This window comes from Pseudomonas sp. MBLB4136, assembly GCF_051904765.1.
Taxonomy (GTDB): domain Bacteria; phylum Pseudomonadota; class Gammaproteobacteria; order Pseudomonadales; family Pseudomonadaceae; genus Aquipseudomonas.
The window spans coordinates 3,768,025-3,786,251 of the sequence record NZ_CP196713.1 but is presented as its reverse complement, the minus strand read 5'-3'; the positions used below and the strand labels follow the sequence as shown (position 1 = coordinate 3,786,251).

12 protein-coding genes are annotated in these 18,227 nt (G+C 69.5%); 9 read left to right on the top strand and 3 right to left on the bottom strand.

The annotated features are described in order from the left end of the window. Nucleotides 1–28 precede the first annotated feature (28 nt). Genes ptsP through ACSX1D_RS17205 form a run of 3 tightly spaced genes read left to right on the top strand, consistent with a single transcriptional unit; the run spans nt 29 to nt 5,601 of the window. Nucleotides 29–2,899 (top strand): phosphoenolpyruvate--protein phosphotransferase, encoded by a 2,871-nt coding sequence (gene ptsP, locus ACSX1D_RS17215; protein ID WP_439859666.1) that lies wholly within the window; start codon nt 29–31, stop codon nt 2,897–2,899. Next, the gene (gene pfkB / locus ACSX1D_RS17210; RefSeq protein ID WP_439859665.1) at nt 2,899–3,834 is read left to right on the top strand and encodes a 1-phosphofructokinase; all 936 of its coding nucleotides are present in this window, start codon (nt 2,899–2,901) and stop codon (nt 3,832–3,834) included. The genes ptsP and pfkB overlap by 1 nt, the downstream gene beginning before the upstream one ends. Before the next feature lie 21 nt (nt 3,835–3,855). Then, nucleotides 3,856–5,601: a PTS fructose-like transporter subunit IIB gene (locus tag ACSX1D_RS17205; protein ID WP_439859664.1), complete on the top strand. Its 1,746-nt coding sequence runs from the start codon at nt 3,856–3,858 to the stop codon at nt 5,599–5,601. A 60-nt stretch (nt 5,602–5,661) separates the two neighbouring features. Here the strand turns inward: ACSX1D_RS17205 and ACSX1D_RS17200 are convergent, their stop codons facing one another. After that, nucleotides 5,662–7,245, bottom strand: coding sequence for a peptide chain release factor 3 (locus ACSX1D_RS17200; RefSeq protein ID WP_439859663.1), 1,584 nt, complete (start codon nt 7,243–7,245; stop codon nt 5,662–5,664). Nucleotides 7,246–7,678: 433 nt separating this feature from the next. Here ACSX1D_RS17200 and ACSX1D_RS17195 point away from each other — a divergent pair, with 433 nt between their 5' ends. The 6 genes from ACSX1D_RS17195 (at nt 7,679) to ACSX1D_RS17170 (ending at nt 16,186) form a co-directional block, all read left to right on the top strand. Further along, nucleotides 7,679–8,842 carry a type III PLP-dependent enzyme gene (locus tag ACSX1D_RS17195; RefSeq protein WP_439859662.1) on the top strand — a complete coding sequence of 388 codons (1,164 nt, stop codon included), beginning with the start codon at nt 7,679–7,681 and terminating at the stop codon, nt 8,840–8,842. A gap of 173 nt (nt 8,843–9,015) precedes the next feature. Then, nucleotides 9,016–11,166, top strand: a complete 2,151-nt coding sequence (locus ACSX1D_RS17190; RefSeq protein ID WP_439859661.1) for a TonB-dependent receptor — start codon at nt 9,016–9,018, stop codon at nt 11,164–11,166. A gap of 249 nt (nt 11,167–11,415) precedes the next feature. Further along, complete coding sequence (locus ACSX1D_RS17185) at nt 11,416–13,767, top strand: PepSY domain-containing protein (RefSeq protein WP_439859660.1); 2,352 nt, start codon at nt 11,416–11,418, stop codon at nt 13,765–13,767. Between the two features lie 81 nt (nt 13,768–13,848). Further along, nucleotides 13,849–14,595 carry a 5-oxoprolinase subunit PxpA gene (locus ACSX1D_RS17180; protein WP_439859659.1) on the top strand — a complete coding sequence of 249 codons (747 nt, stop codon included), beginning with the start codon at nt 13,849–13,851 and terminating at the stop codon, nt 14,593–14,595. After that, on the top strand, nt 14,592–15,269 hold the full coding sequence (gene pxpB / locus ACSX1D_RS17175) for a 5-oxoprolinase subunit PxpB (RefSeq protein ID WP_439859658.1): 678 nt from the start codon (nt 14,592–14,594) through the stop codon (nt 15,267–15,269). Before ACSX1D_RS17180 ends, pxpB begins: the two co-directional genes overlap by 4 nt. Then, entirely contained in the window at nt 15,266–16,186 is a 921-nt protein-coding gene (locus ACSX1D_RS17170; protein ID WP_439859657.1) for a biotin-dependent carboxyltransferase family protein, read from the top strand. Before pxpB ends, ACSX1D_RS17170 begins: the two co-directional genes overlap by 4 nt. A gap of 62 nt (nt 16,187–16,248) precedes the next feature. Here ACSX1D_RS17170 and ACSX1D_RS17165 read toward each other — a convergent pair whose 3' ends face one another. Together ACSX1D_RS17165 and ACSX1D_RS17160 are read right to left on the bottom strand one after the other, a co-directional pair. Further along, a complete protein-coding gene (locus tag ACSX1D_RS17165) occupies nt 16,249–17,250 on the bottom strand; it encodes a peptide ABC transporter ATP-binding protein (RefSeq protein WP_439859656.1) in 1,002 nt (333 codons plus the stop codon). Continuing rightward, nucleotides 17,250–18,224: an ABC transporter ATP-binding protein gene (locus ACSX1D_RS17160; protein WP_439859655.1), complete on the bottom strand. Its 975-nt coding sequence runs from the start codon at nt 18,222–18,224 to the stop codon at nt 17,250–17,252. Before ACSX1D_RS17160 ends, ACSX1D_RS17165 begins: the two co-directional genes overlap by 1 nt. Between the last annotated feature and the right edge of the window lie 3 nt (nt 18,225–18,227).

Here is an 18,227-nt window from a genome sequence, read left to right as displayed (position 1 = left end):
CCGGCCGCAGTCGCCAGGGGAGAGTCTTATGCTCGAATTGAATGCCAAGCAGATCCAGATGGGTGGCCGTGCCGCCAGCAAGTCGGCGGCGCTGGCGATGCTGGCCGACAGCCTGGTCGGCGAGGGGCTGGTGGCGCCCGGCTACCTCGCCGGCATGCAGGCCCGCGAGGCGCAGGGCTCGACCTACCTGGGCCAGGGCATCGCCATCCCCCACGGCACCCCGGAAACCCGCGATCAGGTCTACCGCACCGGGGTGCGCCTGATTCAGTTCCCCGATGGCGTGGACTGGGGCGATGGGCAGAGGGTCTACCTGGCCATCGCCATCGCCGCCCGCTCCGACGAACATCTGCGCCTGCTGCAGCTGCTCACCCGCGCCCTTGGCGAGGGCGACTTGAGCCAGGCACTGCGCGAGGCGCAGCAGCCCGAGGCGATAGTCGCGCTGCTCCAGGGCGCGCCCCAGGAGCTGGCCCTGGACAGCCAGCTGATCGGCCTGGACGTGGCCGCCGCCGACTTCGACGAGCTGCTCTGGCATGCCGCCCAGCTGCTCAAGCGCGGCGCCTGTGTCGAGCCAGGCTTTATCGCTGGCCTGACCCAGCGCACGCCCTTGCCGCTGGGCAACGGACTCTGGTGGGTGCACTGCGAGCAGGCCGTGCTGCGCCCCGGGCTGGCCTTCGTCACGCCGCAGCAGCCGCTGCAGTTGCACGGCCAGCCGCTGACCGGGTTGTTCTGCCTGGCCAGCATCGGCGAGGCCTCGCGGCAGTTGCTCGAGCGCCTCTGCGACCTGCTGATCGACGGGCGCGCGGCGACCTTCAGCGAGGCCAGTTCCAGTCACAGCGTGCTCGAGGCGCTGGGCGGCGAGGTGCCGGCGCACTGGCCCAGCCAGCGCGTCACCCTGGCCAATGCCCATGGCCTGCATGCCCGTCCGGCCAAGGCGCTGACCGAGATCGCCCAGGCCTTCGCCGGCGAAGTACGGGTGCGCCTGGTCGGTGAGGCCGGCCCGGGGGTTTCGGTGAAGAGCCTGAGCAAGCTGCTCGGCCTGGGCGCGCGACGCGGCCAGGAGCTGGAGTTCAGCGCCGAGCCGGACATCGCCGACGACGCCCTGCCGGCCTTGCTGGCGGCCGTGCAGGCGGGCCTCGGCGAAACCGTCGAGCCGCTGCCGGCTGGCGGCATGGCGGCGCCGACGGGCGCCGCGCCGAGTGAGCCGCCGGCGCCGCGGGCGCCCTTGCCCGGGGCGCGGATCCAGGCGGTCGCGGCTGCCCCGGGGATCGCCATAGGCCCGGCGCTGGTGCGCATCGCCGCGACCTTCGACTATCCGCAGCGCGGCGAGGATGCGGCCACCGAGCGCCAGCGCCTGGAGCAGGCGCTGGAGCAGGTCGGCGCGGATATCCAGCGGCTGATCGAGACGACCCGCGAGGAGAATATCCGCGAGATATTCGCCACCCACCAGGTCATGCTGCGCGACCCGGCCCTGCGCGAGGACGTCGACGCCCGGCTGGCCGAGGGCTTCAGCGCCGAGGCGGCGTGGATCACCGAGGTCGAGGCGGCGGCGCAGCAGCAGGAGGCCCTGCACGATGCCTTGCTGGCCGAGCGCGCCGCCGATCTGCGCGACATCGGCCGTCGGGTGCTGGGGCAGCTGTGCGGCGTCGAGGCGCCGCGCGAGCCCGATGAACCCTACATCCTGGTGATGGAGGAGGTGGCGCCCTCGGATGTCGCCTGCCTCGATCGCCAGCGGGTCGCCGGCATCCTCGCCGCCCGCGGCGGCGCCACCGCCCATAGCGCGATCATCGCGCGGACCCTGGGCATTCCCGCGGTGGTCGGCGCCGGCGAGGCGGTGCTGGCCCTGGCCCAGGGCACCGAGCTGCTGCTCGATGGCGACCACGGCCTGCTGCGCGTGGCGCCCGACCGGCAGGCCCTGGAGCAGGCCCGGCGCGAGCGCGAGGCCAGCCTGAAGCGGCGCGAGCGCGCCCATGCCGAGCGCCTGCGCCCGGCCGTGACCGGCGACGGCCACGCGGTCGAGGTGGCGGCGAATATCGGCTCCGGCGGCGATACCGCCGAGGCGGTCGAGCTGGGGGCCGAAGGCGTCGGCCTGCTGCGTACCGAGCTGGTGTTCATGGACCTGCCCGAGGCGCCGGGCCAGGCCGTCCAGGAGCAGGCCTATCGCCGTGTGCTCGACGCCCTCGACGGCCGGCCGCTGGTGGTGCGTACCCTGGATGTCGGCGGCGACAAGCCCTTGCCCTACTGGCCCATGGCGGCGGAGAGCAACCCCTTTCTCGGCGTGCGTGGCATCCGCCTGAGCCTGCAGCGCCCGGACATCCTCGAGACCCAGCTACGCGCCTTGCTGGCGTCGGCCGAGGGCCGTCCGCTGCGAATCATGTTTCCCATGGTCGGCACCATCGAGGAGTGGCGCGCGGCGCGCGACCTGACCCTGCGCCTGCGCCAGGAAATTCCGGTGGACGACCTGCAGCTGGGGATCATGGTCGAAGTGCCTTCGGCGGCTTTGCTGGCGCCCTTGCTGGCGCGCGAGGTGGACTTCTTCAGCATCGGCACCAACGACCTGACCCAGTATTGCCTGGCCATCGACCGTGACCATCCGACCCTGTCGGCCCAGGCCGATGGCCTGCACCCGGCGGTGCTGCGCCTGATCGCCATGACGGTCGAGGCCGCTCATGCCCAGGGCAAGTGGGTCGGTGTCTGCGGCGAGCTGGCCTGCGACATGCTCGCCGTGCCGGTGCTGGTCGGCCTGGGGGTGGATGAACTGAGCGTCTCGCCACGGGCCATCGCTCTGGTCAAGGCGCGGGTGCGCGAGCTGGACTACCGCCACAGCCAGGCCCTGGCGCAGCAGGCACTGGCGCTGGAAAGCGCCGCGGCGGTGCGCGCGCTGATCGGGGAGGTCCACTGATGGCGCGCATCCTGACCCTGACCCTGAACCCGGCGCTGGACCTCACCGTGCGTCTCGACGCGCTGCACCCCGGGGCGGTCAACCGCAGCCTGGGGCAGAGCAGCCAGGCCGCGGGCAAGGGCCTCAACGTCGCCCAGGTGCTCGCCGACCTCGGCCACAAGGTCACGGTCAGCGGCTTTCTCGGCGCCGCCAATGCCCAGCCCTTCGAGCGCCTGTTCGAGCGCCGTGGCTTCGTCGATGCCTTCGTCCGGGTGCCGGGGGAAACCCGCAGCAACATCAAGCTGGCCGAGGGCGACGGGCGGATTACCGACCTCAACGGCCCGGGGCCGCTGATCGGCGCCGGCCATCGGGCCGAGCTGCTCGACACGCTCGAACCCATCGTTGCCGGCCACGACGCCATCGTGGTGGCCGGCAGCCTGCCCCAGGGCGTCGGCCCCGAGTGGTTCGCCGCGCTGCTGCGGCGCCTGCAGGCCTTCAATCTGCCGCTGCTGCTCGACAGCAGCGGCGCGGCCTTGCGCGCCGGGCTGGCGCTGTCGCCCTGGCTGGTCAAGCCGAATGAGCAGGAGCTGGCCGAGGCCTGTGACCTGCCGGCCCTCGACTCGACCGCCCTAATGGCGGCGGCGCTGCGCCTGCACCGCCAGGGCGTCGAGCACGTGCTGCTGTCGCGTGGCGCCGCCGGGGTCTGCTGGCTCGGCCCGGGCTTCGCCCTGCAGGCCACGCCGCCATCGGTCAAGGTGGTCAGCACCGTGGGCGCCGGCGATTCGCTGCTGGCCGCAACCCTGCATGGCCTGCTCAGCGGCTGGCCGGCCGAGCGCACGCTGCGCCTGGCCACGGCCATCGGCGCCCAGGCGGTGACCCAGCTCGAGTTCGGTATTCACGATCGGGAACAGCTCGCGCGCCTGGAAGCGGGCGTGACCGTGGTCGCCCTGAGTTAAAAACAATAAGAGGTCTTTTCCATGAATCTGCTGATCGTCACCGCCTGCCCCAACGGCATGGTCACCAGCGTGCTCTGCTCGCGCCTGCTGGAGGCCGCCGCCCAGCGTCTGGGCTGGTCCACCCGCGTCGAGGTGCATGACCCCAAGGCCATAGGTTCGCCGCTCAGCGCCGAGGACATCGCCGCCGCCGACCTGGTGGTGGTGGTCAAGACCGGCGAGCTGCCGCTGCAGCGCTTCGTCGGCAAGCGTCTGCTGCAGTCGACCCCGGCCGCGGCCCTGGCCGATCCGCAGGCGTTCCTGCGCGACGCCGCCGCGCAGGCCGCTCCGCTGGCGGCCGCCGACGCCGGCCCGAATGCCGCGGGCGCCGCCGCGGCCCAGCCCAGGCTGGTGGCGGTGACCGCCTGCCCGACCGGCGTGGCGCATACCTTCATGGCCGCCGAGGCCCTGCAGCAGGCGGCCGCGCAACTGGGTTACGCGTTGCAGGTGGAAACCCGTGGCTCGGTGGGCGCGCGCAACGTGCTGAGCGAGGCCGACATCGCCGCCGCCGATGCGGTGCTGCTGGCCGCCGACATCGAGGTGGACACCGCGCGCTTCGCCGGCAAGCGGGTGCTGCGCTGCGGCACCGGGGTGGCCCTCAAGCAGCCACAAGAGACCCTGCGCCGCGCCCTGGATGAGGCGACGCCGCTGGCGCCGGCCCAGGCGCAGAGTGCCCAGGGGAGCAAGCCGGCGGCCCAGGCTGGACCCTACAAGCACCTGCTGACCGGGGTGTCCTACATGCTGCCGATGGTGGTGGCCGGCGGCCTGCTGATCGCCCTCTCGTTCGTCTTCGGCATCGAGGCCTTCAAGGAGGAGGGCAGCCTGGCGGCGACGCTGATGCAGATCGGCGGCGATGCCGCGTTCAAGCTGATGGTGCCGGTGCTGGCGGGCTATATCGCCTATTCCATCGCCGACCGCCCGGGCCTGGCGCCGGGGATGATCGGCGGCCTGCTGGCCAGCTCCCTCGGCGCCGGCTTCATCGGCGGCATCATCGCCGGCTTCCTCGCCGGCTATGCCGCCCGCGCGCTGAACCGCTGGCTGCAGTTGCCGGCCAGCGTCGAGGCGCTCAAGCCGATCCTGCTCATCCCGCTGCTGGCCAGCCTGTTCACCGGCCTGGTGATGATCTACGTGGTCGGCCAGCCGGTGGCCGGCCTGCTCCAGGAGCTGACTGCGTTCCTCGACGGCATGGGCAGCACCAATGCCATCTTCCTCGGCCTACTGCTCGGCGGCATGATGTGCGTCGACCTCGGCGGGCCGATCAACAAGGCCGCCTATGCGTTCTCGGTCGGCCTGCTGGCCTCGCAGAGCTACGCGCCCATGGCCGCGACCATGGCCGCCGGCATGGTGCCGCCGCTCGGCATGGCCATCGCCTCGCTGCTGGCGCGGCGCAAGTTCGCCGAGAGCGAGCGCGAGGCGGGCAAGGCGGCCGGGGTACTGGGGCTGTGCTTCATCTCCGAAGGGGCGATTCCCTTCGCCGCCAAGGACCCGTTGCGGGTGATCCCGGCGTGCATCGCCGGCGGCGCCCTGACCGGCGCGCTGTCGATGTATTTCGGCTGCAAGCTGATGGCGCCCCACGGTGGCCTGTTCGTCCTGCTGATCCCCAATGCGATCAACCAGGCGGCGCTGTACCTGCTGGCGATAGCCGCCGGCAGCCTGCTGACCGGGGTGAGCTATGCGCTGCTCAAGCGCGGCGAGGCGGTGGGGCTGGTGGTGGCGGGGGAGAAGGCCTAGATACGGGCTGCGCCGTGCGCCGCCTGGCCAAGCTGGCAGCGGCGGCGCCCGGCGTGGGGCTCAGTGGTGTTCGCGGGTGGCGCGGAACTTGACGTCCGGCCAGCGCTCCTCCATCAGGCTCAGGTTGACCCGGGTCGGTGCCAGGTAGGTGAGGTGGCCGCCGCCGTCTACGGCCAGGTTTTCCGCCGCCTTGTTGCTGAATTCCTCGAGCTTCTTCTTGTCGCTGCACTCGATCCAGCGCGCCGACCACACGGTGATCGGCTCGTAGGCGCACTCGACCTTGTATTCCTCCTTGAGGCGGCTGGCGACCACGTCGAACTGCAGCACGCCGACCGCACCGAGGATGATGTCGTTGCTGCGCTCGGGAAAGAACACCTGGGTGGCGCCTTCCTCGGCCAGTTCCTGCAGGCCCTGGCGCAGCTGCTTGGATTTCAGCGGGTCCTTCAGGCGCACGCGGCGGAACAGTTCCGGGGCGAAGTGCGGGATGCCGGTGAAACCGAGGTTCTCGCCTTCGGTGAAGGTGTCGCCGATCTGGATGGTGCCGTGGTTGTGCAGGCCGATGATGTCGCCGGCGTAGGCCTCCTCCAACTGCTCGCGCTCGCTGGAGAAGAAGGTCAGGGCGTCGGCGATGCGCACGTCCTTGCCCAGGCGCGCGTGGCGCAGCTTCATGCCCTTCTCGTACTTGCCCGAGCAGATGCGCATGAAGGCGATGCGGTCGCGATGCTTGGGGTCCATGTTCGCCTGGATCTTGAACACGAAGCCGGAGAACTTCTCCTCCACCGGCTCCACCACCCGCTCGTGGGCGGCGCGGGCCAGGGGCTTGGGCGCCCAGTCGACCACCGCGTCGAGCACATGGTCGACGCCGAAGTTGCCCAGGGCGGTGCCGAAGAACACCGGGGTCAGCTGGCCGGCGAGGAATTCGTCCTGGTCGAATTCATGGCAGGCGCCCTGCACCAGTTCCAGCTGCTCGATGAAGCGCTCGTACTCGTCGCCCAGGTGGGCGCGGGCCTCGTCGGAGTCCAGGTGCTGGATGATCTTGGTCTCGGTGCGCTCGTGGCCGTGGCCCGGGGTGTAGACGATGATGTAGTCGCCGACCAGGTGGTACACGCCCTTGAAGTCGCGGTAGCAGCCGATCGGCCAGGTGATGGGCGCCGCCTTGATCTTCAGCACCGCCTCGATCTCGTCGAGCAGCTCGATCGGGTCGCGGATGTCGCGGTCGAGCTTGTTGACGAAGCTGACGATCGGCGTGTCGCGCAGGCGGCACACGTCCATCAGGGCGATGGTCCGCGGCTCCACACCCTTGCCGCCGTCGAGCACCATCAGCGCACTGTCCACCGCGGTCAGGGTGCGGTAGGTGTCTTCGGAGAAGTCCTCGTGGCCGGGGGTATCGAGCAGGTTGATCATGTGCTCGCGGTAGGGGAACTGCATCACCGAGGTGGTGATGGAGATGCCGCGCTGCTTCTCCATTTCCATCCAGTCGCTGGTGGCATGGCGGTCGGATTTGCGCGACTTGACCGTGCCGGCCACGGCGATCGCCTTGCCCATCAGCAGGAGCTTCTCGGTGATGGTGGTCTTACCGGCGTCCGGGTGGGAGATGATGGCGAATGTGCGCCTCTTGGCGACTTCGGCGGCCTGGATACTCATGCTGGGGGAACCCGTCGACTGATTGTCGGTCTGTCAAAAAAGGCGGCGATTATACCGGTAAACGCCGAGCCGCGCGGCGCCCTGTGCTCCGCCTGGAAAAACGCGACCCGGGCAGTGCTTGTGCAGCATTCCGTCATGTTTTGTTTCATATCCGCAACGACCGGGCTCTGAACCGACAAAAAGGCTCGGCGCGAGGCATTTTTTATTGATCTCAGTTCCCCCTGGTCCTAAAGTTCGCGGCCGAACGTCCATGCTGGCAACGATCCATCCGGCTCAAGTACTGACGACGAGAGATCGTGCGCGATACTCGGCGACATGCCTTGGGAAGTAGGCGAACCAAAGTGGGGAAACTGATCAGGCGTTCGCGCTTTGCTATTACTTAGTGAGGCACCCCTTACCACCTTTGTTTGTTTTGCCATTTGGAGCCCCCCGCATGTCGATTAAGGTTGAAGACTATTATCCGCGCGAAACCTTCCAGAAGATGAAGGCCTTCGCCGACAAGCAGGAAACCCCCTTCGTGGTGATCGACACCCAGATCATCAGCCAGGCCTACGACGACCTGCGGGCCGGTTTCGAGTTCGCCAAGATCTACTACGCGGTGAAGGCCAATCCGGCGGTCGAGATCATCGAGCTGCTGAAGAACAAGGGCTCGAACTTCGACATCGCCTCGATCTACGAGCTGGACAAGGTCATGAGCTGCGGCGTCGGCCCCGAGCGCATCAGCTACGGCAACACCATCAAGAAGTCCCGCGACATCCGCTACTTCTACGAGAAGGGCGTGCGCATGTTCGCCACCGACTCGGAAGCCGACCTGCGCAACATCGCCAAGGCGGCGCCGGGCTCCAAGGTCTACGTGCGCATCCTCACCGAGGGTTCGACCTCGGCCGACTGGCCGCTGTCGCGCAAGTTCGGCTGCCAGACCGACATGGCCATGGACCTGCTGATCCTCGCCCGCCAGCTGGGCCTGGACCCCTACGGCGTGTCCTTCCACGTCGGTTCGCAGCAGCGCGACATCGGCGTGTGGGACGCGGCCATCGCCAAGGTCAAGGTGATCTTCGAGCGCCTCAAGGAAGAAGACGGCATCGTCCTCAAGATGATCAACATGGGCGGCGGCTTCCCGGCCAACTACATCACCCGCACCAACAGCCTGGAAACCTACGCCGAGGAAATCATCCGCTTCCTCAAGGACGACTTCGGCGACGACCTGCCGGAAATCATCCTCGAGCCGGGGCGCTCGCTGATCTCCAACTCGGGCATCCTGGTCAGCGAAGTGGTGCTGGTCTCGCGCAAGTCGCGTACCGCCGTGGAGCGCTGGGTATACACCGACGTGGGCAAGTTCAGCGGCCTGATCGAAACCATGGACGAGGCCATCAAGTTCCCCATCTGGACCGAGAAGCAGGGCGAGATGGAAGAGGTGGTGATCGCCGGCCCGACCTGCGACAGCGCCGACATCATGTACGAGCACTACAAGTACGGCCTGCCGCTGAACCTGGCCATCGGTGATCGCATGTACTGGCTGTCCACCGGCGCCTACACCACCAGCTACAGCGCGGTGGAGTTCAACGGCTTCCCGCCGCTGAAAGCCTTCTACCTGTAAGCCTTCGCGCTCCCCGAAAACCCGCCTTCCGGCGGGTTTTTGCGTTTCAGGGCCCGGGCCGGGTGGCGGCCGCCGGCGGCCCACGCAAAAAGTTCCGCAGTCGGCGAAATAATTCTTGATTGATAATGATTATTGAATAGAATCGCGTCTCTTTCTATTTGGGAGTGATTCGCATGCGCAAGTGTGGCAAGGGTATGGGCAGTCTGCCGCAGCGTCGTCTGCTGGTTTGTGCGGTGGCATCCGCCACTCTGGTCTTGGGCTCGGCACAGCCGCTCAGTGCGGCGGAGGCCGACAGCGTCACGCTGGAACCCATGCAGGTGGTGCACAAGCGCAATGCCTACAAGGTCGAGCGGACCCGCACGGCCACCAAGACCGACACGCCGCTGCGCAACGTGCCGCAGGCCGTCAGCGTGGTGACCGACGAGCAGATCCGCGATCAGTCCATGAAGGGCATGGCGGACGTGGTGCGCTACGTGCCGGGCGTGCAGATGGCCCAGGGCGAGGGCCATCGCGATGCGCCGATCCTGCGTGGCAATGCCACCACCGCCGACTTCTTCGTCGACGGCATGCGCGATGACGTGCAGTACCTGCGCGACCTGTACAACGTGGAGCGGGTGGAGGTGCTGAAGGGCCCCAATGGCATGATCTTCGGCCGCGGCGGCAGCGGTGGCCTGATCAACCGGGTGACCAAGCAGGCCAACTGGACCGACGGCCGCGAAGTCGGCTTGAGCTACGGTTCCTGGGAGAACCGGCGCATGACCGGCGACTTCAACCAGGCGGTCAACGAGCGCCTGGCGCTGCGCCTGACCGCGCTGTTCGAGGATTCCAACAGCTTCCGCGACCATGGCGAGCTGGAGCGCTGGGCGATCAACCCGACCGCGAGCTTCGCCCTGAGCGACGCCACCCTGATCGAGGTCGGCTACGAGCACTTCGAGGACGATCGCACCGTCGACCGTGGCCTGCCGTCCTTCACCAAGGCCGGAAGCAGCCGCGGCGAGCCGCTGAAGGTCAACGAGTCCAGGCACTTCGGCAGCCCCGAGGACAGCTTCTCCACGGCCGAGGTGGATGCGCTGAACGGCCGCATCACTCACGAGTTCGCCAACGGCGTGCTGCTGACCAACCAGACCCGCTATGCCGACTACGCGAAGTTCTATCAGAACGTCTACCCGTCCGCGGCCTACAACGCCACCACCAACCAGGTTCAGCTCGGCGCCTACAACAACGCCACCGACCGCACCAACCTGATCAACCAGACCGACCTGACGATCGCCGGCCACGCCCTGGGCTTCGACCACACCCTGCTGGTCGGCGCCGAGCTGAGCCGCCAGGACACCGAGAATTTCCGCGAGACCGGCTTCTTCAATGCCGCCGCCACCCAGAAGAACACCCTGGTGACGCCGCAGGACAGCATCTATCAGGGGCCGGTGGTGTTCCGCCACAGCGCCACCGACGCCGACAACCGCAGTGTCGCCCGGAACGCCGCGCTCTACCTGCAGGACCAGATTCAGCTGACCTCGCAGTGGGAGCTGCTGCTCGGCGTGCGCTACGACAACTTCAAGGTGGACGTGGACGACTACAAGGGCGGCGGCCACACCCGGCTGTCCAGTTCCGACGACCTGTACTCGCCGCGCGCCGGGCTGATCTACAAGCCGCTGGACAACCTGTCCGTCTACACCAGCTACTCGATCGCCTACGTGCCGCGCGCCGGCGAGCAACTGGCCTCCCTCAGCGCCAGCAACAGCGCGCTGGAGCCGGAGGAGTTCACCAACCGCGAGATCGGCGTGAAGTGGGACATCAGTCCGCGCCTGGCGGCGACCGCGGCCCTGTACCACCTGCAGCGCAGCAATGTGGCGACGACCGACCCGAGCAACTCGAGCCGCTCGATCCTGGTCGACGGCCAGCGGGTGCGCGGCGTCGAACTGGAGCTCACCGGCCAGCTGACCGATGCCTGGCAGGTCACCGGCGGCTATGCCTACCAGAACAGCGAGATCCAGACCCCGGACTACGACGGCAACGAGATCGCCCAAGTACCGCGCGACTCCTTCTCGTTGTGGAACCGCTACGATTTCGACCCGCAATGGGGCGCCGGTCTGGGCCTGATCTACCAGAGCGACGTGTTCGCCGCGGCGGACAACAAGGTGGTGCTGCCGAGCTTCACCCGGGTCGATGCGGCCGTGTACTACAAGGTCAGCCCGCAGCTGCGCCTGCAGTTGAACGTGGAGAACCTGCTGAACGAGGAGTACTACGCCTCGGCCCATGGCAACAACAACATCATGCCGGGCTCGCCGCTGGCCTTTGCCCTGGGCGCCAATGTCTCTTTCTGATTAGTGGTGCGGCGGCTCGGCCGTCGCCCGCTGTGTTCGCTTGGCAGAAGGCCGCCCAATCGGGCGGCCTTCTGCCGACTGGCGGCTGGGCCCGCCTGTCCAGTGGTGTGCGGCTGGCCAGTGGGCTTGCGTCGCGAGGCCGAAGCCTGGGCGCCGGCGCTGTGTAAATAGCCGGTAAAGACTGGCAAATGCAATTGTTTCTCACTTAGAGTCTTCCGCCTCCCGTCACTCCTGTCTGGTGTCCGAACCGTGTTCAAGCAAATCCTCTTTCAGCTGCACTGGTTGCTGGGTATCAGCGCCGGTCTGGTATTGGCCCTGATGGGCGTGACTGGTGCCGCCTATTCCTTTCAGGATGAGCTGCTGCGTGCGCTCAATCCACAGACACTGCGGCTCGAGGTGCGGCCGACGGTGTTGACGCCCGCCGAGCTGGTCCAGCGCGTCGAGGCCGCGACGGGCATGCGGGTCGTCGGACTGGCCCTGGAGCCGGGCAGCGATAGCGCCGCGCGGGTCAGCTTCGTCCCGGCAGCGGGGGAGCGCCGCGGGCCGATGCGCTATGTCGACCCCTACAGCGGCGAAGTGCTGGCGCCGCCCACGGGCCAGGCCTTCTTCGCCCTGATGCTGCAGCTGCACCGTTTCCTCGCCATGGGCGACAGCGGCAAGCAGGTCACCGCCGCCAGCACCCTGGCGTTGCTGTTCTTCTGCCTGTCCGGGCTGTACCTGCGCTGGCCGCGCCAGGCATCCAACTGGCGCGCCTGGCTGCTCCTCGACCGCGGCAAGAAGGGGCGCGCGTTCAACTGGGACCTGCATGCGGTCCTTGGCACCTGGTGCCTGATGTTCTACCTGCTGGCGGCGCTGACCGGCCTGTTCTGGTCCTACGACTGGTATCGCGACGGCGTGACCGGCCTGCTTGGCGACGCCCCGGGCGCGCAGCGGGACCGGCCGGGCCGGCGCGCCGCAGCGCCCCTGGCGGCGCCGGAGGTCGACTATCAGGCGCTGTGGAGTGGGCTCAGGGACGCCGCCGGTCCGCAGCTGGCCAGCTGGAACCTGCGTCTACCGGAGCGGCCGGGGCAACCGGCGAGCGTGCTCTATCTGCTGCGCGATGCCGCGCATCCGCGCGCCTACAACCAGCTCGGGCTCGACCCGCTCAGCGGTCGCGTCAGTCACCACGAGCGCTATGCCGACAAGTCCTTCGGTGCCCGCCTCCTGACCAGTGTCTATGCGCTGCACAGCGGCGAGTACTTCGGCTTGGCCGGGCGCGTCCTCATGGCTTTGGCCAGCGGCGTCATGCCGCTGTTCGCCATCACCGGCTGGCTGCTCTATCTCGACCGGCGGCGCAAGCGGCGTGGGGCGATCCTGGCCCGTGGTGCGGTGGCACCGGCGGCGGATAGCGCGGATGCCTGGCTGGTCGGCTTCGCCAGCCAGAGCGGCTTCGCCGAACAGCTGGCCTGGCAGGCTGCCAGGCGGCTGCAGGCCGCCGGTTTTCCGGTGCATGTGCAGCCCCTGGGCGCGCTGACTGAGCAGGCGCTGCGCGAGACGCGCCAGGCGCTGTTCGTGGTCAGCACCTTCGGCGACGGCGAGGCACCGGACAGCGCCCGCGGCTTCGAGCGCGCGTTGCTCGGCCAGCCGCTGGCGCTGGATGGCCTGCGCTACGCCTTGCTCGCCCTGGGGGACCGCCAGTACCGCCAGTTCTGCGGCTTCGCCGAGCGCCTGCACGACTGGCTGGCGGAGCGGGGCGGGCAGGCGCTGTTCGAACCGGTGCAGGTGGACGGTGCCGACATCCGCGCCCTGGGACACTGGCAGCGCCGGCTCGGCGAGCTGACCGGCGCATCCGAGTCGTTGCCGGCGCAACCCTTCGCCGAATGGACATTGCTGGAGCGCGAGTGCCTCAACCCCGGCAGCAGCGGCGCGGCGACCTTCCTGATCCGCCTGCAGCCGCCGGCCGGCGTCGACTGGCAGGCGGGCGACCTGCTCGATGTCCTGCCGTGCAACGCCGTCGATCTGGCAACCCGGGCCTACTCCATCGCCTCGTTGCCGAGCGACGCCGGCCTGGAGCTGATCGTGCGCCAGCAGCGCCGCGACGACGGCGCTCTGGGCCTGGCCTGCGGCTGGCTCAGCGAAGCCTTGCGGCCCGGCCAGCGCCTGCTGGCGCGGGTGCGACGCAACAGCGCCTTCCACGCCCCGGTCGATGACCGGCCGCTGATCCTGATCGGCAACGGCACCGGCCTGGCGGGGCTGCGCAGCCTGCTCAAGGCGCGCATCGCGGCCGGCCACAGGCGCAACTGGCTGCTGTTCGGCGAGCGCCACGCGGCCCATGACTTCTACTGTCGCGACGAGCTGCAGGGCTGGCTGGCCAGTGGCGAACTGGCGCGCCTCGACCCGGCCTTCTCCCGCGACCAGGCGCAGAAACTCTATGTGCAGGATCGCCTGCGCGAGGCCGCGGAGGAACTGCGCCGCTGGCTGGCCCAGGGCGCGGCGATCTACGTTTGCGGCAGCCTGGACGGAATGGCCGGCGGCGTCGATCGGGTGCTCCACGACATCCTCGGCGCCGGCGGGCTGGAGGCGTTGCGCGAGGCCGGCCGCTACCGGCGCGACGTCTATTGAGCGCCCTCGGCGTGGCGCTGCCGCGCCGATCCTGCACGGCCGGGCTTTTCCCTTGGGCGGCACGGCTCTAAGCTTGTGCCCATGAACAGACGAATACTGCTGAACTGCGACATGGGCGAGAGTTTCGGCGCCTGGACCATGGGCGACGACGCGCTGGCCATGCCGCTGGTCGACCAGGCCAACCTGGCCTGCGGCTTCCACGCCGGCGATCCGCTGACCATGCGGCGCACCGTCGAACTGGCGGTGCAGCACGGGGTGCGCATCGGCGCCCACCCGTCCTATCCGGACCTGGCCGGCTTCGGCCGCCGTCACATGGCCTGCACGCCGGATGAGGTGACCGCGTTGGTGCTCTACCAGCTCGGCGCGCTGGAGGCCTTCTGCCGCGCAGCGGGTACCCAAGTGGCCTACGTCAAACCCCACGGCGCGCTGTACAACGATATGGTGCGCGACGACGCCCTGCTCGCCGCAGTGCTCGATGCCTGCGCCCTGTATCGCAAGGGCCTGCCGCTGATGGTGCTGGCCCTGGCCGACAATCGCCGCGAGCTGGAATTCGCCGACGCCGCCGATGTGCCGCTGATGTTCGAGGCGTTCGCCGACCGCGCCTACCTGGCCGACGGCCAGTTGGCGCCGCGGCGCCTGAGCGAGGCGGTGCACAAGGAGCCCCAGCGCATCCTCGACCAGGGCCTGGCCATCGCCCGCGGCGAGCCGTTCGCCGATATCGACGGCCGGCCGCTGCAGCTGTGCGCCGACAGCCTCTGCGTGCACGGCGACAACGCCGAATCCCTGGCCGTATTGCGCCGCCTGCGGGCGCTGCTGGACGCCGCGTGATCCGTCTCGAACCGGCCGGCGCCGAGGCCCTGCTGCTGGTGCTGGCCGAGCAACCCGATGACCGCCTGCCGCAACGCCTGGCCCTGCTGGCCGCGCGCATCCGCAGCGAGCTGGGGCCGCTGCTCAGGGACCTGGTGCCCGGCTGGACCAGCCTGCTGCTGCACTACGACCTGACCCGCACCGACCACGAACAGCTGACCGCGCGCCTGACCCCGATGCTGGAACAGTGGCTCGGCGAGCCGCTGGCCAGCGAGGCCGGGCGCCTGCACGAGATTCCCGTCTGGTACGCCGGCGAGGACCTGGCCGAGGTGGCGCGCCTGTGCCGCCTGAGCGTCGCCCAGGTGATCGAGCTGCACAGCGCTGGCGAGTACCGGGTGGGCGCCATCGGCTTCGCCCCCGGGTTCGCCTACCTCGGCGAGTTGCACGAGCGCCTGGTCCTGCCGCGCCGGGCCACCCCGCGCACCCGGGTCTCGGCCGGCAGCCTCGCCATCGCCGAGCGCCAGACCGCGGTCTATCCCCAGGCCTCGCCCGGCGGCTGGCACCTGCTCGGCCTGTGCCCCTGGCGCCTGTTCGATGCCGCTCGCGTGCCGCCCTGTCCATTGAGCCTGGGCGACCGGGTGCGTTTCGTGGCGATCGACGAGCAGACCTTTCGCGCCGAGGGCGGTCCCCTGTGAGCTGGCTGCGGGTGATCAAGCCGGGTCCCCTGAGCCTATTGCAGGACGGCGGCCGTCACGGCTGGCAGCACCTCGGCGTATCGCCGGCCGGGCCCCTGGACCGCCAGGCCGCGGCCTGGGCCAACCGCCTGCTGGACAACCCCTGGGGCACGCCGCTGCTGGAGATCGCCCTGGGGCATGTCGAGCTGGCGAGCGAACTGGATACCTGGCTGGCGCTGACCGGCGCCGAGGTCTCGGCGAGCCTCGATGGCCGGCCGCTGCCGCCCTGGTCGCGCTTCGCCATTGGCGCCGGCCAGCGCCTGCAACTGGACTACGCCCACAGTGGCCAGCGCGCCTACCTGGCGGTGGCCGGCGGCTTTCAGGCGCCGGCCGTGCTGGGCAGCGTCAGCACTCAGACGCGCGAAGGGCTGGGCGGTTTGCGCGGCGGCGGCGAGCCGCTGCGGGCCGGCGAGCTGCTGGCGTGCGGCGTGGCCCGCTTCGACCGCGGTCTCAGCGTGCCCTGGGCGTACCGCCCGGACTACCGCGCCACGCCGCTGCTGCGGGTGATCACCGGTGGCGACGCCGGCCGCTTCGAGGAGCCGCAGCTGCAGGCGTTCTTCGCGCAGACCTGGCAGCTCAGCCCGCAGTCCGACCGAATGGGCGCGCGCCTGCTCGGCGAAGCCCTCGAGCCGCCACGGCGGCAGTGGTCGCTGGGGGTGACGCGCGGGGCGATCCAGGTGCCGGCCGATGGCCAGCCGATCATCCTCCAGACCGACCACCAGACCATGGGCGGCTATCCGTTGCTCGGCTGGCTGCATCCGCTCGATCAGGATCGCCTGGCCCAGTGCCCGCCCCATCACAAGCTGCGCTTCACCCCGGTCAGCGTCACCGACGCCCAGGCCGAGCTGCGCACCTTCTACCGCTTTTTCGGGCGCTAGGGATGCCGTTCGCCGGGCCCGTGCCCGGCGAACGCTGTCCTCAACCAAGCGCCGCGGGCCCCTCAGGCGTTGATCGTCTCGGCATGGTGACAGGCCACCTGGCGCGCCTCGATCAGGCGCAACGGCGGCAGCTCGCGGCGACAGCGCTCGTCGGCGTAGGGGCAGCGCTTGTGGAAGGCGCAGCCCGGCGGCGGATCGAGGGGATTGGGCAGTTCGCCGGCGATCTTGATCTTCGGCTTGAGCGGGTCGGGGTGGATGGCCGGGGTGGCGGAGAGCAGGGCCTGGGTATAGGGGTGCAGCGGACGGGCGTAGATCTGTTCGCCGGGGCCCATTTCCGCCGGGCGGCCGAGGTACATCACCAGCACGTCGTCGGCGACGTGGCGCACCACCGAGAGGTTGTGCGAGATGAACACGTAGCCGGTGTTGAACTCCTCCTGCAGGTCCATGAACAGGTTGAGCACCTGGGCCTGGATGGACACGTCCAGCGCCGAGGTCGGCTCGTCGGCCACCAGCACCCTGGGCTGCAGCATCATCGCCCGGGCCAGGGCGATGCGCTGGCGCTGGCCGCCGGAGAACATGTGCGGGTAGCGCTGGTAGTGCTCGGGGCGCAGGCCGACCTGCTGCATCATCGCCTGCACCCGCTCGCGCCGCTCGACCCGCGACAGCTGGGTGTTGATCAGCAGCGGTTCGCCGAGCTGGTCGCCGATCTTCTGCCGCGGGTTGAGCGAGGCGTAGGGGTTCTGGAACACCATCTGCACGTCGCGGCGCAGCTGCGCGCGCTGCGCCTTGCTGGCGCCGGCGACCTCCTGGCCGGCGATCTGCAGGCTGCCTGAGCTGGGCTCCTCGATCAGGGTCAGGGCGCGGGCCAGGGTCGACTTGCCGCAACCGGACTCGCCGACCACGGCCAGCGTCTTGCCGGCCTGCAACTCGAAGGACACGCCGTTGAGCGCCTGGACGCTGGCCGCCGGCTGGAACAGGCCGCGCGACACGCTGTAGTGGCGGGTCAGCTCGCGGGCACTGAGCACCGGGTCGCCGCTGGCTTGTGGGCTGGCTACGGCACTCATCACGCCACCTCCGAGGTCAGGTTGAGGGGGAAGAAGCAGCGCACCGCGCCGCGCTCATGGGGCGCCAGCGCCGGCCGCTGCTCGCGGCAGCGGGCCTGGGCATAGGGGCAGCGCGGCGACAGCAGGCAGCCGCTGGGACGGTCGTAGCGGCCGGGGACGATGCCGGGCAGGGTCGACAGGCGCCGGGCGCCGAGGGCGTGCTCGGGAATCGCCTTGAGCAGCGCCTCGGTGTAGGGGTGGGTGGGGGCGTCGAACAGCTGCGGCACAGCGCCGACCTCCACCGCCTGGCCTGCGTACATCACGCAGACGCGCTGGGCAGTCTCGGCGACCACCGCCAGGTCGTGGGTGATCAGCACCAGGGCCATGTCCTGCTCGCGCTGCAGGCCCAGCAGCAGCTCCATGATCTGCGCCTGGATGGTCACGTCCAGGGCCGTGGTCGGTTCGTCGGCGATCAGCAGCTTGGGCTCGGCGGCGATCGCCATGGCGATCGCCACGCGCTGGCTCATGCCGCCGGAGAGCTGGTGCGGGTAGGCATCCAGGCGGCTGGCGGCGCCGGGGATCTCGACCCGCTCCAGCAGTTCCAGGGCGCGCTGGCGCGCGGCCTTGCCCTTCAGGCCCAGGTGCTGGCGCAGCACCTCCTCGATCTGGAAGCCCACGGTGAAGCTGGGGTTGAGCGCGGTCATCGGGTCCTGGAAGACCATCGACAGGTCCTTGCCGACGATGTGTCGGCGCTGCTTGCCCTTCAGGCGCAGCATGTCGGTGCCGTCGAACTGCAGGCTGTCGGCGCTGACCCGGCCGGGGGCCTCGATCAGGCCCATCAGCGCCATCATGGTCACCGACTTGCCGGAGCCGGACTCGCCGACGATGGCCAGCACCTCGCCCTTGTCGACACTGATGTCCAGGCCATCGACCACCGGTACGGCATCGGCGTCGCCGAAGCGCACGCTGAGGTTCTTGATATCCAGCAGGCTCATGGA

Bases quoted from the DNA above. Each gene is read 5' to 3' on its own strand.
- ptsP (WP_439859666.1), top strand. From the start codon at position 29: ATGCTCGAATTGAATGCCAAGCAGATCCAGATGGGTGGCCGTGCCGCC.
- pfkB (WP_439859665.1), top strand. From the start codon at position 2,899: ATGGCGCGCATCCTGACCCTGACCCTGAACCCGGCGCTGGACCTCACC.
- ACSX1D_RS17205 (WP_439859664.1), top strand. From the start codon at position 3,856: ATGAATCTGCTGATCGTCACCGCCTGCCCCAACGGCATGGTCACCAGC.
- ACSX1D_RS17200 (WP_439859663.1), bottom strand. From the start codon at position 7,245: ATGAGTATCCAGGCCGCCGAAGTCGCCAAGAGGCGCACATTCGCCATC.
- ACSX1D_RS17195 (WP_439859662.1), top strand. From the start codon at position 7,679: ATGTCGATTAAGGTTGAAGACTATTATCCGCGCGAAACCTTCCAGAAG.
- ACSX1D_RS17190 (WP_439859661.1), top strand. From the start codon at position 9,016: ATGCGCAAGTGTGGCAAGGGTATGGGCAGTCTGCCGCAGCGTCGTCTG.
- ACSX1D_RS17180 (WP_439859659.1), top strand. From the start codon at position 13,849: ATGAACAGACGAATACTGCTGAACTGCGACATGGGCGAGAGTTTCGGC.
- ACSX1D_RS17165 (WP_439859656.1), bottom strand. From the start codon at position 17,250: ATGAGTGCCGTAGCCAGCCCACAAGCCAGCGGCGACCCGGTGCTCAGT.
- ACSX1D_RS17160 (WP_439859655.1), bottom strand. From the start codon at position 18,224: ATGAGCCTGCTGGATATCAAGAACCTCAGCGTGCGCTTCGGCGACGCC.